The following is a 15,089-nucleotide window of genomic DNA, read 5'->3' as shown; positions in this document are numbered from 1 at the left end:
CAATCGTTTTCATATAAGGTCGTTGCCATGCCCACGTCCCGACTCCGTCGCGCCGCGCTGCCGCTGACCGCGGCCGCCCTTCTCGTCCCGCTCGCCACCGCCTGCTCCGGCGGCGCGGACGACACCGGGAGCGCGCCGGGCGGCGGGCAACGCCTCCGGGTCGTCATGGCCTTCCCGCCCGCCCAGGCGATGTCCCCCTACGGCGACGACGCCGTCACCCTCAGCCGCCTCGCGGTCGTCGAGGGCCTCACCGCCCTCGACCGCGAGGGCGCCGCGAAGCCCGCGCTCGCCACCTCCTGGAAGCGCGAGAGCCCGAAGGTGTGGACCTTCGCCCTGCGCGAGGCGACCTTCCAGGACGGCACGAAGGTCGACGCGGCCGCCGTCGCCCGCTCCCTGAACGCCGCTCAGAAGGCCTCGCCCAAGCCCCGCGTCCTGTCCGACACCGGCATCACCGCGACGGCCGAGGGCGCCGGCACCGTACGGGTCGTCACCACAGCGGCCGACCCGCTGCTGCCCCAGCGCCTCGCCAACCCCTCCCTCACCGTCCTGTCCGCCGCGGCCTACCGCGGCGGCAAGGTGAACCCGGCCGGGCACGCCACCGGGCCCTTCACCCTCGCCACGGTCAAGGGCGCCGTCAGCGCCACCCTGGAGCGCAACGAGCACTACTGGGGCGGCAAGGCCAAGGCCCCCGGTGCCGACGTGACCTTCGTGGCCGACGGCACCGCCCGCGCCAACGCCCTGCGCACCAAGGCCGTCGACGTCGCCGAGTACGTACCGATCTCGCAGGCCTCCCTCCTCGGCGACGGGCTCGTCCACGAGTTCCCCTCCGCCCGCACCAACGGCCTCTCCCTCAACACGGAGCACGGGGTCTTCAGCGATCCCGCGATGCGCGCCGCCGCCCGTGAGGCGATCGACTCCCAGGCCCTCGTCAAGGCCGTCTACGAAGGCCGCGCCGACCGCGCGCAGGGCCTCCTCGGACCAGGCGTGCCGTGGGCCGCCGCCGCCCGCCAGGACCCGGCGGGCCGGGCGAAGGCCGCGGGCAGGAGGCAGGTCGCGAAGACGCGGCAGATCGTCCTCGCCACGTACACCAACCGGCCCGAACTCCCCGAGGTCGCCACCGTCGTCCAGCAGCAGCTCCAGAAGCGCGGCTTCACCGTCAAGCAGGTCGTCCGCGACTACGCCCAGCTGGAGGCCGACGCCCTCGCCGGCAAGTACGACGCCTTCATCCAGGCCCGCAACACCCTCCTGGACACCGCCGACCCCGTCTCCTACCTCGCCTCCGACTTCACCTGCGACGGCAGCTTCAACATCTCGCAGCTCTGCGACAAGCGCGTCGACACCGACGTGGACAAGGCCGCCGCCCTCGCCGGAACCGACGCCCGCCACCGCGCCGCGATGACCGCGGAGGCCCGCATCCTCTCCACCGACGCACTCGTCCCGCTGCTCCACGAACGCTTCGTGCAGGGGTACGACGACAGCCGCGTCCACGGTGTCGCGCTCGACCCGATGGAGCGCACCCTCATCACCGCGGACACCCGCGTCGGATGACCGGATGAAGTACCTCGCCGGACGGCTCACCGCGCTCCTCGCGGTCCTCGCCGTCATCGGCCTGCTGCCCCGGCTGACCCGCACGGACCCGGCCCTGACGATCCTGCGCGCCCGCTACGCCGACCGGCCGCCGACCCCGGAGACCCTCGACGCCATCCGGGCCCAGACCGGCCTCGACGGCGGTCCGCTCCACATCCTCGGCGGCTGGCTCGGCGGACTCCTCCACGGCGACCTCGGCACCTCCTGGGTCTCCGGGCAGCCCGTCGCGCCCGACGCGGTGTCCGCCCTGGGCGTCTCGCTCACCCTGATGGGCGGCTCCCTCGCCGTCGCCCTGGTCCTCGCCGCGGCGCTCGCCGCCGGGACCCTGCGGCGCGGGGCGGCGCGCCGCCCCGCCACCACCCGCGCGGGCGTCGGCGCGGCCGTCCTCGCCGCCTTCCCCGAGTTCCTGATCGCCGCCGTGCTCGCCGCCGTCGTCGCGGTCCGGCTCGGCTGGCTCCCCGCGCTCGGCTGGGGGAGCCCCGGGCAGGCGGTGCTGCCCGCCCTCGCCATGGGCATCCCGGCGGGCGCGCTGCTCGGCCGGCTGCTGGACGACGCGCTGCCCGCCGCGTTCGCCGAGCCCTGGGCGCGCGCCGCCACCGCCGGCGGACTGCCCGCGCGCCGCATCGCCCGGCACGCCCTGCGCCGCACCCTGCCCGGACTGCTGCCCCAGCTCGGCCTGATCGTCGTCGGGCTCACCGGCGGGGCCGTCGCCGTGGAGACCCTCTACGCGATCCCCGGCCTCGGCGGCAGCGCCCTGGCCGCCGCACTCGCCCAGGACCTCCCGGTCCTCCAGGCCTGCGTCCTGATGCTGCTGCTCCTCGGCGTCGCGGCCGGACTCGCCGCCCGCCTCGCCTCCCGCACCCTGCTCGGCCCCGCCCTGCACGACGGCGCGCTGCCCGCGCTCGTCCCACCGGCCGCCCGCGCACGCCGGTCCCTGATCACCGGCGCACTCCTCCTCACCGCGCTCTTCGCCGCCGTCACCGTCGCCGGGCTGCTGCGCGATCCGCTCCACATCGACGCCGCCGCCCGCCTCGCCGGACCCTCCACCGCCCACCCCTTCGGCACCGACTCCCTCGGCCGCGACATCCTCGCCCGCCTCGGACACGGCGCCGCCCGCACCGTCCTCACCGCCGTCGCGGTGTCGGCGGCCACCCTGCTCCTCGGCCTCGTCCTCGGAGCCGTCCGCGCCGGAGCGCTCACCGAGACCGCGAACGCGCTGCCCGCGATCCTCACCGGGCTCGTCGTCGCGGGTGTCGCCGGACCGGGCCCCTGGAGCGCCGCCGCAGCCGTCACCGCCGTCGCCTGGGCACCGCTGGCCGCACACACCAGCGCCCTGTACGCGCAGGAACGCGCCGCCCCGCACATCGCCGCCGCCCGAGCGCTCGGCGCCGGACGCGCACACCTGCTGCGCCGCCACGTCCTGCCCGGCGTACTGCCCCCCGTCGTCCGCCACGCCGTCCTGCGCGTCCCCGCCATCGCGCTGGCCCTCGCCTCGCTCGGCTTCCTCGGCCTCGGCACCGCGCCGCCGTCGCCCGAATGGGGCCGGATGCTCTCCGAGAACCTCCCCTACGCCGAACGCGCCCCCTGGGCCGTACTCGCCCCCGCCGCCGCCCTCGCTGCCCTCGGCGCGACCGCCGTCCTCGCGGCCGCCGCCGTCCGGGGCCTGCGACACCGCAGGGGCGCCGCGTGAGCCCCGGCGCACACCCGCCACGGGCCACCGCCACCACCCCGGACCGCTACCTCCGCCTCCTCACCACCACCCAGTTCGCGTTCAGCACCGGCTTCTACGCCGTCCTGCCCTACCTCGCCACCCACCTCGGAACCGGACTCGGCATGGCCGGCTGGCTCGTCGGCCTGGTCCTCGGGCTGCGCACCTTCAGCCAGCAAGGGCTCTTCGTCATCGGCGGCGCCCTCACCGACCGCTACGGCCCCCGCCCCGTCGTCCTCGCCGGATGCGTCCTGCGCATCGCCGGATTCGGCTGGCTGGCCTTCGCCGCATCCACCGCGACCGTCATCGGCGCCGTCCTGCTGACCGGGCTGGCCGCCGCGCTCTTCTCACCCGCCGTCGAGTCGGAGACCGCCCGCGAGGCCGTCCGCCACGAACGGGCGACCGGCACCCCGCGCGCCCAGGTGCTCGCCCGGTTCTCCGCCGCCGGACAGGCCGGGGCCTTCCTCGGACCGCTCCTCGGCTCGGCCCTCCTGCTCCTGGGCGGCGGGTTCCGGGAGGCCGCCCTCGCCGGGGTCGCCGTCTTCGTCGCGGTCCTCGCCGGGCATGCCCGGCTGATGCCGCGCCGCGCGCCCGTGGCCCGGACGAACCGGAACCGGGGCTCCGTGCGCCAGGTGTTCGGCAGCCGGCCGTTCCTGCTGCTCTGCCTCGCGTACAGCAGCTACCTCGTCGCGTACAACCAGCTCTACCTCTCGCTCCCCGCGGAGGTGGAGCGCGCCACCGGATCGCAGACCGCCCTCGGCGCGCTGTTCGCGCTCTCCTCGCTGCTCGTCGTCTGCGCCCAGCTGCCGGTGACCCGCTGGACCGCCCGGCGCCTGGCACCCCGTACCGCGCTCGTCGCCGGGCTCGTCACCGTGGCCGCCGGATTCGCCGCCGTGCCGTCGGCCCCGCACGGGCCCGCCGGACTGCTGCCCGCGGCCGCGTTCGTCGTCCTGCTCACCCTCGGGCAGATGCTCCTGGTGCCGGCCGCCCGGGGCCTCGTACCGGATCTCGTCGACGACCGGCACCTCGGACTCGCCACCGGAGCGCTGTCCTCCGTCTCCGGTGCGGCCGTGCTCGTGGGCAGCGCCGCCACCGGGGCGCTGCTCGGCGCCCCGGCCCCCGTCCGGTGGGCGGTGCTCGCCGCGGTCCCGCTCGCGGGCGCCGCCCTCGCGCTGACCCTTCCGGCGGGCACGGAGAGCGAGGGCAGGGCGGCCGGGCGGCCGGTGCGGGACCAGGGGCCCCGGCCGGTCCAACCCGGGCCGTAACAACTGTCGTCGCAATCCTCCAAGGGGTCGCGGGGCACTGGTGCGCGCCGACTACCCTTGAGGCGTGACTATTCGCCTGTATGACACCAGCGCCCGGCAGATCCGTGACTTCGTCCCGCTCACAGCGGGCTGTGTCTCGATCTACCTCTGTGGCGCCACTGTCCAGGCCGCTCCGCACATCGGGCACATCAGGTCCGGGCTGAACTTCGACATCATGCGCCGCTGGTTCGAGCACCGCGGCTACGACGTGACGTTCGTCCGGAACGTCACCGACATCGACGACAAGATCATCACGAAGTCGGCCGAGCAGGGCCGCCCGTGGTGGGCCATCGGTTACGAGAACGAGCGCGCGTTCAACGCCGGTTACGACGCGCTCGGCTGCCTGCCGCCCACCTACGAGCCGCGCGCCACCGGTCACGTCCCCGAGATGATCGAGATGATGCGCGGCCTCATCGAGCGCGGTCACGCCTACGCCGCCGACGGCAACGTCTACTTCGACGTGCGCTCGTTCCCCGGCTACCTGTCCCTCTCCAACCAGGACCTGGACGATCTGCGCCAGCCCTCGGGCGACAACGAGACCGGCAAGCGCGACAAGCGCGACTTCGCCATGTGGAAGGCGTCCAAGCCCGGTGAGCCCAGCTGGGAGACCCCCTGGGGCCGCGGCCGTCCCGGCTGGCACCTGGAGTGCTCCGCCATGGCGCACAAGTACCTCGGCGCCGCCTTCGACATCCACGGCGGCGGCATCGACCTGATCTTCCCGCACCACGAGAACGAGATCGCCCAGGCCAAGGGCTTCGGTGACGCGTTCGCGAAGTACTGGGTGCACAACGGCTGGGTCACCATGTCCGGCGAGAAGATGTCGAAGTCGCTCGGCAACTCCGTGCTCGTCAGCGAGATGGTCAAGACCTGGCGCCCCATCGTGCTCCGCTACTACCTCGGCACCCCGCACTACCGGTCCATGATCGAGTACAGCGAGGACGCCCTGCGCGAGGCCGAGTCCGCGTTCGCCCGCATCGAGGGCTTCGTCCAGCGCGTCACGGAGAAGGCCGGCGAGACCGTCGAGCCCGCCGCCGAGGTGCCGCCCGCCTTCGCCGAGGCGATGGACGACGACCTGGGCGTCCCGCAGGCCCTCGCGATCGTCCACACCACGGTCCGCCAGGGCAACAGCGCGCTCGCCGCCGACGACAAGGAGGCCGCCGTCTCCCGTCTCGCGGAGGTCCGTGCGATGCTCGGGGTACTCGGTCTCGACCCGCTCGACGACCACTGGGCCTCCGAGAGCGACCGGGGCGACGATCTGCACGGCGTCGTCGACACCCTCGTACGGCTCGTCCTCGACCAGCGTCAGTCGGCGCGCGAGCGCAAGGACTGGACGTCGGCCGACGCCATCCGCGACCAGCTCAACCAGTCCGGGCTCGTCATCGAGGACAGCCCGACCGGACCACGGTGGACACTCGGCCCGCGCCAGTAGTCCTCCCGAGTGCCGCCCGGCCCGCCGGGCGGCACACTCTCACTTATACGCACGCACGTCTGAAGCAACGAAACAGGTAGGTCATGGCCGGGAACAGCCAGCGCAGGAACCGCCGCACGTCCAACAAGAAGGGCATGCAGGTCGGCAGCGGCGGTAACCGACGCCGTGGTCTCGAAGGCCGGGGCCCGACGCCGCCCGCGGAGGACCGCAAGAAGCACAAGAAGAACCGCATCGCGACCGCCAAGGCCAAGCAGGCCGCCAACCGCCGCCCCGCCCCCCGGCGCGGCGGCGTCAAGGGCACCTCCGAGATGGTCGTCGGCCGCAACCCGGTCTTCGAGGCGCTGCGCGACGGCGTGCCCGCCACCACCCTGTACGTCCAGCAGTACATCGACAACGACGAGCGGGTCCGCGAGGCCCTCCAGCTCGCCGGCGAGCGCGGCAACATCAACCTGATGGAGGCCCCGCGCCCCGAGCTGGACCGGATGACGAACGGCCTGAACCACCAGGGCCTCGTCCTCCAGGTCCCGCCGTACGAGTACGCGGACCCGCAGGACCTCACCGCCGCCGCGTACGACAACGGCGAGGACCCGCTGATCGTCGCCCTCGACGGCGTCACCGACCCGCGCAACCTCGGCGCGATCGTCCGCTCCGTCTCCGCGTTCGGCGGCCACGGCGTGGTCGTGCCCGAGCGCCGCGCGGCCGGAATGACCGCCGGAGCCTGGAAGTCCTCCGCCGGCACCGCCGCCCGCACCCCGGTCTCCCGCGTCACCAACCTGACCCGGGCGCTGGAGGCGTACAAGAAGGAAGGCATCGCGATCGTCGGCCTGGCCGCCGACGGCGAGCACACCGTCGAGGACCTGGAGGCGCTCGGCGGCCCCGTGGTCGTCGTCATCGGCAGCGAGGGCAAGGGCCTCGGCCGGCTCGTCGGCGAGACCTGCGACTACCGGGTCCGCATCTCGATGCCCGGCGGAGCCGAGTCCCTGAACGCCGGCGTCGCGGCCGGCATCGTGATGTACGAGGTCGCGCGCCGCCGCACCTGATCCGCACCGGGCCGGGTCCGGCCCGGTCCCGTGCGGGCCGGGGCAGACTCGGGTTCCGCGCACCGGGCCCGCGGGAACACTCGCACGGGGGGCGGCCGACGGGGGACACCCCCGGCGTCCGCCGTCCTCGCGCGGCCGTGCGCGGGGGCGCATCGGAGCGCGCGTACGCCCCAACGTGCCCCGCCACCACCGGTTGACGGGCCTCGGACACTTCGACGCCGTCAAGGCAGTGTCCTAAACACCCATCACTCGGTTAGATGAGTGTGGACACCAGAACGCCTCGGTTCGACGAGCAACCCGCCCTGAGCATGACCAAGGTGGACTGCGACCCTGCGCAGGTCATCGTCAACCACGCCAGCTTCCGGGTACAGCTCGCGCCCGGCCAGCGCGCCCGGCTGCGCGGTGTGACCCCCGCCGCCGCGCCCAGGATCCCCGCCATGAGCGGCTCCGGAGCGGGGCGCGGCCGACGCGCCCCCGTCGTGTGGAGCGGCAGGTCCGCCCCCGGCGACCCCGGCGCCACCGGACTGCTCCAGGCCGTACGGAACTCCACCGCGGGCCGGCCGGGCGTCAAGGGCCGCCCCGACACCGCGTACGACCCCTACGAGCCGTACGCCTCGTACGAACCAGCCGGTACCCAGGTCATCCCGCGCCTGGAAGAGACCCAGCCCACCCCGCTGATCGGCGGTCCCAGGACCGGCGGGCCGCTGCTGCCGCCGATGCGGCAGGCCGTCGGCGCGTTCGACCCGGTCGAGACCGGCTCGGGGCGGTACGCCGCGGACGACTACCGGACGGACGAGTACCGGACCGACGTGTACGGCCCGGACGGGCCCGGCCGGGGCCCGAACGGCGAGGGCTTCGACGACCGCGACGACGTCACCGACGACCGCGACCGCGAGCGGAGCGGCGACTCCGTCCGGCACGCGTACTACCCCGGCCGCCGCATGAACCTCGGCGTCGTCCTGCTGCCCATGCGGGTCTTCCTCGGCTTCATCTCGATCTACGCGGGCATGGGCAAGCTCTGCGACCCCGTCTACTTCGACGGCGGCGACCGCGGCTCCATGGTCAAGTGGCTGACCTCACTGCACCCCTGGGCCCTCGCGGAGCCGCTCCGCGAGTTCGCGCTCTCCCACCCCGTCGGCGCCGGACTCAGCATCGCCTTCCTCCAGGTCGTCGTCGGAGTCCTCACCGTCCTCGGCCTCTGGCAGCGCGTCGCCGCCTCGGTCGGCGCCCTGCTCTCCGCCGCCCTCCTGGTCACGGTCAGCTGGCGCACCGTCCCGGTCTACGACGCGCCGGACATCATCTACCTCGCCGCCTGGAGCCCGCTGATCATCGCGGGCGCCCCTGTCTACTCCGTCGACGGACGCCTGGCCGGGGAAGCCTGGCGCAGGCTCGGCCCCCGCTCCGAGATCTGGGACCTCCGCCGCCGCGTACTGCGCCGCGGCGCGGCCGTCGCCACGGTGGTCGTCGGCCTCACCCTGCTCATCGGCTCCGTCCTCGGCGGGGCGGTCCGCTCGACCGGGGTCGTCACCGTTCCCGGGCCCAACGGAGTCCCGACCAACCAGCTCCCCGGCTCCCCGCTCCCCGAGGAGTCCCGCAGCGGCGCCAAGGCCTCGCACACCCCGGCCGGCCGCGAGCCCGCACCGACCCGGAGCACCGCCCCCCGGACGCCGTCCGCGGAGACCTCCGCGCCCGCCACGGGCACGGTCCGCGAGTCGGGCCAGGCGACGGCGGGCACGGGCCGGCCCAGCCAGACCCAGGGCACCGGCCAGCAGCCCCCGCAGCGGACCACCCCCCAGCAGCCCCCGAGCACCAGCGCCGGTCCCAGCTCCGCGGGCCCGGCCGGAGGCGCCGGCGGCACCACCGCGGGCGGCCCGGACCAGGCCCCCGGGACGGACGGCGCCCCGGACGCCTCGACCGGCGGAAGCGGAAGCGGAGGCGGCGGCAAGAACCCCCTGGGCGGCCTCCTGGGCTGAGCCCGAGCCCGGCCCGTAGGCGGGAGGGGCGTACGCAGCGAACACAGCGGGGGACCCAACAGAGGGACCCAACAGCGGACAGAGCGAGGGGCGGGGGCCCGGGGGGGTACGGGGGCCCCCCCCCGCGCGGGCCGCGGGTGGGTCGGGGGCGGGGGGGCCAGGGGGCCGCGGGGGGGGGGGCGCCCGCCCCCAACCCGGGGGGGCCCCCACCCCGGCCACCCCCCCGGCGACCGGGCGGGGGGGGGGCACCGGATCGATTCCGGTGCCCGCCCCTCGCTCTGTCCGCTGTTGGGTCCTTCGCGGTGTCCACAGGGTCCCGAAGGCGGTGGCGAGCCCTACTGGCCGTCCAGCTCCTTGGCCGCCTCCGTGAGGTCCTTGGCGGTGTCGATGGCCCGCCAGTACGCCCCGTGCGGCAGCGGATAGCCGGCCAGCCGGCGCTCCCGGGCGAGCCGGGGAAACGTAGTCCGCTCATGATCACCACGGTCCGGCAGCATCGCCGTGAACGCGGGGGAGAACACGTACACCCCCGCGTTGATCAGATACGGCGAGGGCGGCGACTCGATGAAGTCGGTGATGTGCCCGAAGGCGTCCGTCTCCACCGCGCCCCACGGAATCCGGGGGCGGGCCAGCGCCAGGGTCGCGGTCGCATCACGCTCCCCGTGGAACGCGGCCATCTCACGCAACGAGAAGCGCGTCCAGATATCACCGTTGGTCGCGTACCAGGGCTGCTCCGGATCGGGCAGCCGGGCCGCCGCGTACTTCAGCCCGCCGCCACGGCCCAGCGGTTCGGACTCCACGACCGTCGTGACGCGCAGCGGCAGCACCGCCGCGTCCAGCCACTCCTGCAGCACCTCGGCCAGATGCCCGCAGGACACCACGGCATCGGTCACGCCCTCCGCGGCCAGCCAGGAAAGCTGATGGCCGATGATCGGAGTCCCGGTACCAGGGATCTCGACCATCGGCTTGGGGCGGTCATCGGTGTACGGGCGCAGCCGTGACCCCTGGCCACCCGCCAGGATCACGGCCTGCGTCGGAAACGTATGCATGTCAGGCACGATATGCCGTGCCCGCACGGGGACGGTCAGCTGAACTGTGCGACACCCGAGGCGAAGGACGTGTCGCAGACGGGACGCGAGAAGCGGTGCGCCCGCGTCGGGCCGTACTGCTCGACCGCCGCCCTGCCCAGGGCCTTCGCGATCGACATGCAGTGCCTCGCGAGCGACGGGCGTCCCTCGACGGCACGCTGGAGATCCGTCAACGCGACGGCGGGGTCCTTCTCCTGGAGTTCCAGGAGGAGCTTGTCGCGCAGGATGTCCTGTGTGCTGCGCGGCTTGGCGCGCTTGGAGACGGTCTGCGCCGAGGCGGTGAGCATCTGGGAGTCGGAGTTGTGAGATGCCCACGGCACGGCGGTGACCGCGAGGGTCCCGGACAGGACCATGACGACAGGCAGTACGAGAGCGAGAGTTCGGCCGATGCGGCGCGCGGTGTGGGTCACGCAGTGAGCGTAGCGGGCAGTGATGAATTGGCGACATTACGTCACTCTCGCGAGGGATGGTTCGAGAGTGTTTTTCGAATACCGTGTTGACGAACCGGAGCGAAATGACCGTTGTGCCGGGGAATTTGAGGTGGCCGGCCCAAACCCACGAAACGCGCGTCGGCCCCGCACGGAGTCCGTGCGGGGCCGACGTCGTACGGCGGGTGTGCGAAATCAGTCGGTGAGACGCTCACCGGTGGAGGTCGCGAAGACGTGCAGCTCGTCCGGGCGCGGCACGACGTGCAGCTTGGTGCCCTTCTCCGGGACGGCGCGGCCGCCGACGCGGACGACCAGGTCCTTGTGCTCGCCGGCGACCTCGGCGGCACCGTAGACGAAGCCGTCGGCGCCGAGCTCCTCGACGACGTTGACCGAGACGGCCAGTCCGGCCGGGGCGTCGGCGGAGTCCTTGGTGAGGGACTTCGCGGCGGCGCCGCCGTGCTCGACGATGTCGAAGTGCTCGGGGCGGATACCGACCGTGACGGTCGTGTCGCCGCGGTCCGCGGCGGCGGTGAGCGCCGCGCGGGAGACCGGGACGACGCTGTTGCCGAACTTCACGCCACCGTCGGTGATCGGGACCTCGACCAGGTTCATCGCGGGGGAGCCGATGAAGCCGGCCACGAAGAGGTTCGCCGGCTTGTCGTACATGTTGCGCGGCGAGTCGACCTGCTGGAGCAGACCGTCCTTGAGGACCGCGACACGGTCACCCATGGTGAGGGCCTCGACCTGGTCGTGGGTGACGTACACGGTCGTGATGCCCAGGCGGCGCTGGAGCGAGGCGATCTGCGTACGGGTGGAGACACGGAGCTTGGCGTCGAGGTTCGACAGCGGCTCGTCCATGAGGAAGACCTGCGGCTCACGGACGATGGCACGGCCCATCGCGACACGCTGACGCTGACCACCGGAGAGCGCCTTCGGCTTGCGGTCGAGGTAGTCGGTGAGGTCGAGCATCTTGGCGGCCTCTTCGACCTTCGCCCGGATCTCGGTCTTGTTGATACCGGCGATCTTCAGCGCGAAGCCCATGTTGTCCGCGACGGACATGTGCGGGTACAGCGCGTAGTTCTGGAACACCATCGCGATGTCCCGGTCCTTCGGCGGCAGGTGCGTGACGTCGCGGTCACCGATGCGGATCGCGCCGCCGTTGACGTCCTCAAGACCCGCGAGCATGCGCAGGGAGGTCGACTTGCCACAACCGGAGGGACCGACGAGGACGAGGAACTCGCCGTCCTCGATGTCGATCTCCAGCTGGTCAACCGCGGGCTTCGTGGAGCCGGGGTATACGCGGGACGCCTTGTCGAACGTGACACTGGCCATGCTGAATCTTCTCCTCCACCGGCAGGAACGTGCCGGACGATCCGTTGTAAGGGAGTGGTCTGGTCCACTTGAGTGAACCTTCAGCGACGCTACCTGGCCATTTCGAATCTGTCAGTAGTTCGAAGGGGACGAAATTCCGGCGCGGACGCGGTGCGGGGTTGGTTACACTGCTCCGGCACGCCTCCTTAGCTCAGCTGGCCAGAGCAACGCACTTGTAATGCGTAGGTCATCGGTTCGAATCCGATAGGGGGCTCGGTGAAACCCCAGGTCACGTGGTCCGTGACCTGGGGTTTTTCTCATGTCGTTCCCTTAATCCTGTCGATGTGCCGCTTCAGCGGCTCCGCCGGGCGCCCCCTGGTGGCTCGGGCGCTGTGCGGTCAGGAACAGGTGCCCGCTGCCTTGTCGCGGGTGACGATGTCCGTGGTGCCGCGGGTGTCGGCCCAGACGACGCGGTCGGAGCCGTTCTGCATCCCGGGGTACATCTGCGCGGTGGGTGCGCAGGAGACGCGGTGCCAGGGTCCGCCGTTGCCGTGCATGACGTCCTCGACGTTCGCGATCTCCAGCTTCGGCATGTTCGCGTTGGTGAGTCCGCCGAAGGTGGAGGCCGTGAGGTCGGTGCGGATCAGCGAGGTGTCGTTCACGGCGAGCTGGACGCCCGAGCCGAAGATCGAGCGAAGCTTGACGCTCCTCTGCTTCGCGGTGTTCGCCGGGTCCGACAGGTCGTAGCCGGAGACGCTCTGGAAGCCGAGCAGGAACGGGTTGGTGATGACGGCGAAGCCGTACTTCCCGTTCTGCACGTAGTCCGTGGCGGAGCTCAGGAGGTCGCCCGCCTTGGTCGTGGTGAGCGTCTTCGTGGCGAGGTCGTAGACGTTCAGCATGGTGGTGGAAGTGCCGCCGTAGTCGAGGAACGAGACCTTGCCGCCGCCGATCTGCGGGCGCACCGCGCTCGTGCCGGGCGCGGGGGTGATGTTCACCGCGGGCTTGTCGCCCTGCTTGACCCATACGTCGGCCTCGTCGCCCTGGATGTCGACCCAGGTCAGGGTCTTGCCGTCGACGTCGGGCTCGCGCTGGTCGCCGGGGCCGCCGGCGATGACCGTCACCTGCGCGTTCTTGCCGCCGTTCGCCTTGCGGCCGACGATGTCGGCGCCGTTCACGCCCACCCGGCTGTAGTAGAGGGTGTTGCCCTTGAGAGCGGGGTCGATGGCCCAGGTGCCGGGGGTGGAGATGTCCGTGGCGCCCTTCTCGGGCTTCGAGACCAGGCCGGTCTTGATGCCGTACTCGGGGGTGCCGTCGAAGAAGCTCTTCAGGTCGATGTAGGAGGTGGCCCAGCGGTCGCCGGCGAGGGCGATGTTGTGGGACATGTCCATGCCCTCGCCGCCGGGGGCGATGTCCTTGGCGAGGGTCACCGCGTCACGCGGCGCCTCGACGTCCTCCCAGCCGGGGACGATGCCGTGCTGGTCGAAGGCGTTGTTGATCTGCTGGAGCTGCGTGGCGTCGGCGCCGAGCCTGCGGGCGGCGTCCACGATGCCGTAGCGCGCCTGGAGGAAGTCGGTCCAGGGCGTGAAGTTCTCGGTGTCGGCCGTGTAGACGATCTTGTCGGCGAGCTTCTTGCCGACCGACTTCCGCATGTCCCACATGGCCCCGGCGATGATGGTCGAGTTCGAGTGCACTCCGCCGTTGTCACTGGCGAGCGGGATGTTGATGTAGTCGCGGTCGGCGCGGCGTCCGTCGTTGAGGTCGCGCAGCGCGCAGTCGGCGGGGTCCTTGTCGTGGCCGCACAGGTCCTCGCCGATGAGGCCGGACTCCGGGTCCTTCATCGAGAGGCCCTCGTCGTCGACCTCCATGGCCTCGCCGAAGTAGTCGCTGACCGCCTCGTTGAGCGCGCCCGACTGGGAGACGTAGAGCAGGCCGGCGGTCTTGTCGGTGATGCCGTGGGTCATCTCGTGGCCGACGACGTCGAGACCGGCGGAGGCGGGGGCGCCGTTGATGTTGCCGTACACCATCTTCGTGCCGTCCCAGAAGGCGTTCTGGTAGGCGGCACCGTTGGAGGTGACGTTGACGACGGAGCGCATCGTGCCGCCCTTGCCGTCGATGCCGTCGCGGCCCAGCTCCTTCTTGTAGAAGGCGTAGACCTTCGCGGCGTTGACGTGCGCGTCCACGGCGCCGCTGTCCGTCGCCGCGGCGGGGAAGTCCACGGTGTCGGCGGAGGCGAGCGGGGTGCCGGCGGGCAGGGCGCTCTCGTAGTTCTTGACGTCGCCGCCCTGGGCGTCGTACGTCAGGATCTCGCCGCCGGTCTTCTCGTACATCTTCTGTGTCCGGTCACGCAGTTCGACGCGCCCGTCGGTGCGCTCGTAGGCGTTGAGGTCCTTCTGCTCGCCGTCGTAGTTCACGCCGTGCCCGGTCACGGGGCCCTCCGCCCCGGCGAGTTCGTTGTACGAGAGCGCGACGCCGCCGCTGTGCGCGTCGACGTACACCTGCTGGCGGACGGGCCGGCCCGAGAGGTCCGTGCCGGTCACGGTGAAGTGCCAGGTCAGCAGACCGGCTCCGCGCGGCAGGACGACGAGGCCGTGGGCGGCGGTGGACCGCTCTGCGCGGCTGAGCCTGCGCAGGCTCTCGTCGCTGAAGAGGCGGCCCCGGGCCTTCTCCTCGGTCAGCTTCGGGGTGACGTCGGTCGTGAGCCCGGTGAAGAGGCTGCCGCCCGCCGATTCGACGGTGGTGCCTTTGGTGTGCACGGCGTACTCGGCGCCGAGCACCGGCACGCCCTTGAGGCTCTGGGTGAAGCGGACCGTGGAACGGCCGTCCTGGGTCGTGGACTTCGGCTTCGAGAGTTCGAGCCCGGACGTGTGGTAGACGTCGTTGCGGGCTTCGATATGACGCTGCGCCGCGGTCGCCGGGGTGCCGGCCGTGGCGTCGCGCCGGGCGGCGGCGTTCCCTTCCTCGATGCCCGCCGTGAAGGCGGGGACCTGGGTGCTTTCGCCGGGCACGATGTCCGGCGTAGCGGTGGCGGCGGGAGCGGCGTGGGCCGGGATCGTGGTGAACAACCCGGTGAGGAGTGCGGCCGTCGCGGTGGCGGCGGCCATACGTATGCGTCTGGAACTGGTGGAGGGCATGCCTGACTTCCTGGACGGGGTCGGGGGAGTTGGTAGATGGGGCACCCGAATCGTCGCGAGGCGCACGGGGTGGGAGCAATGCCTCCAGGTGTC

General features: G+C 72.5%; 10 protein-coding genes and 1 tRNA gene. 7 read left to right on the top strand and 4 right to left on the bottom strand.

Annotated features, from left to right (window positions below):
- Positions 1–27: 27 nt before the first annotated feature.
- The 6 genes from ACIP89_RS28965 to ACIP89_RS28940 all read left to right on the top strand — a co-directional run bounded on the left by ACIP89_RS28965 (position 28) and on the right by ACIP89_RS28940 (position 9,041).
- Positions 28–1,548, top strand: a complete 1,521-nt coding sequence (locus ACIP89_RS28965) for an ABC transporter substrate-binding protein (protein WP_402117512.1) — start codon at positions 28–30, stop codon at positions 1,546–1,548.
- 4 nt (positions 1,549–1,552) lie between these two features.
- Positions 1,553–3,277 carry an ABC transporter permease subunit gene (locus ACIP89_RS28960; protein ID WP_402117511.1) on the top strand — a complete coding sequence of 575 codons (1,725 nt, stop codon included), beginning with the start codon at positions 1,553–1,555 and terminating at the stop codon, positions 3,275–3,277.
- Complete coding sequence (locus ACIP89_RS28955; RefSeq protein WP_402117510.1) at positions 3,274–4,560, top strand: MFS transporter; 1,287 nt, start codon at positions 3,274–3,276, stop codon at positions 4,558–4,560. The genes ACIP89_RS28960 and ACIP89_RS28955 overlap by 4 nt, the downstream gene beginning before the upstream one ends.
- Positions 4,561–4,624: 64 nt before the next feature.
- Positions 4,625–6,028: a cysteine--tRNA ligase gene (cysS, locus tag ACIP89_RS28950; protein WP_401922626.1), complete on the top strand. Its 1,404-nt coding sequence runs from the start codon at positions 4,625–4,627 to the stop codon at positions 6,026–6,028.
- A gap of 83 nt (positions 6,029–6,111) precedes the next feature.
- Positions 6,112–7,068: a 23S rRNA (guanosine(2251)-2'-O)-methyltransferase RlmB gene (gene rlmB / locus ACIP89_RS28945; protein WP_402117508.1), complete on the top strand. Its 957-nt coding sequence runs from the start codon at positions 6,112–6,114 to the stop codon at positions 7,066–7,068.
- 257 nt (positions 7,069–7,325) lie between these two features.
- Positions 7,326–9,041, top strand: a complete 1,716-nt coding sequence (locus tag ACIP89_RS28940) for a DoxX family membrane protein (RefSeq protein WP_401922631.1) — start codon at positions 7,326–7,328, stop codon at positions 9,039–9,041.
- Between the two features lie 335 nt (positions 9,042–9,376).
- On the opposite strand, the gene ACIP89_RS28935 is transcribed toward ACIP89_RS28940, so the two are convergent.
- The 3 genes from ACIP89_RS28935 to ACIP89_RS28925 form a co-directional block, all read right to left on the bottom strand.
- Positions 9,377–10,087: an NDP-sugar synthase gene (locus ACIP89_RS28935; RefSeq protein WP_401922633.1), complete on the bottom strand. Its 711-nt coding sequence runs from the start codon at positions 10,085–10,087 to the stop codon at positions 9,377–9,379.
- Between the two features lie 35 nt (positions 10,088–10,122).
- The gene (locus tag ACIP89_RS28930; RefSeq protein ID WP_073733016.1) at positions 10,123–10,536 is read right to left on the bottom strand and encodes a hypothetical protein; all 414 of its coding nucleotides are present in this window, start codon (positions 10,534–10,536) and stop codon (positions 10,123–10,125) included.
- 213 nt (positions 10,537–10,749) lie between these two features.
- On the bottom strand, positions 10,750–11,886 hold the full coding sequence (locus ACIP89_RS28925; protein ID WP_327338243.1) for a sn-glycerol-3-phosphate ABC transporter ATP-binding protein UgpC: 1,137 nt from the start codon (positions 11,884–11,886) through the stop codon (positions 10,750–10,752).
- Positions 11,887–12,065: 179 nt separating this feature from the next.
- Between ACIP89_RS28925 and ACIP89_RS28920 the strand changes: the two genes are divergently transcribed.
- A tRNA-Thr gene (locus ACIP89_RS28920) sits at positions 12,066–12,139 on the top strand.
- Positions 12,140–12,263: 124 nt separating this feature from the next.
- On the opposite strand, the gene ACIP89_RS28915 is transcribed toward ACIP89_RS28920, so the two are convergent.
- Positions 12,264–14,996 carry a M4 family metallopeptidase gene (locus ACIP89_RS28915; protein WP_402117507.1) on the bottom strand — a complete coding sequence of 911 codons (2,733 nt, stop codon included), beginning with the start codon at positions 14,994–14,996 and terminating at the stop codon, positions 12,264–12,266.
- Between the last annotated feature and the right edge of the window lie 93 nt (positions 14,997–15,089).

The organism is Streptomyces sp. NPDC088730 (assembly GCF_044751215.1).
Taxonomy (GTDB): Bacteria; Actinomycetota; Actinomycetes; order Streptomycetales; family Streptomycetaceae; genus Streptomyces.
The sequence above is the reverse complement of the archived record's forward strand: the minus strand, read 5'-3'. Positions and strand labels throughout refer to the sequence as shown.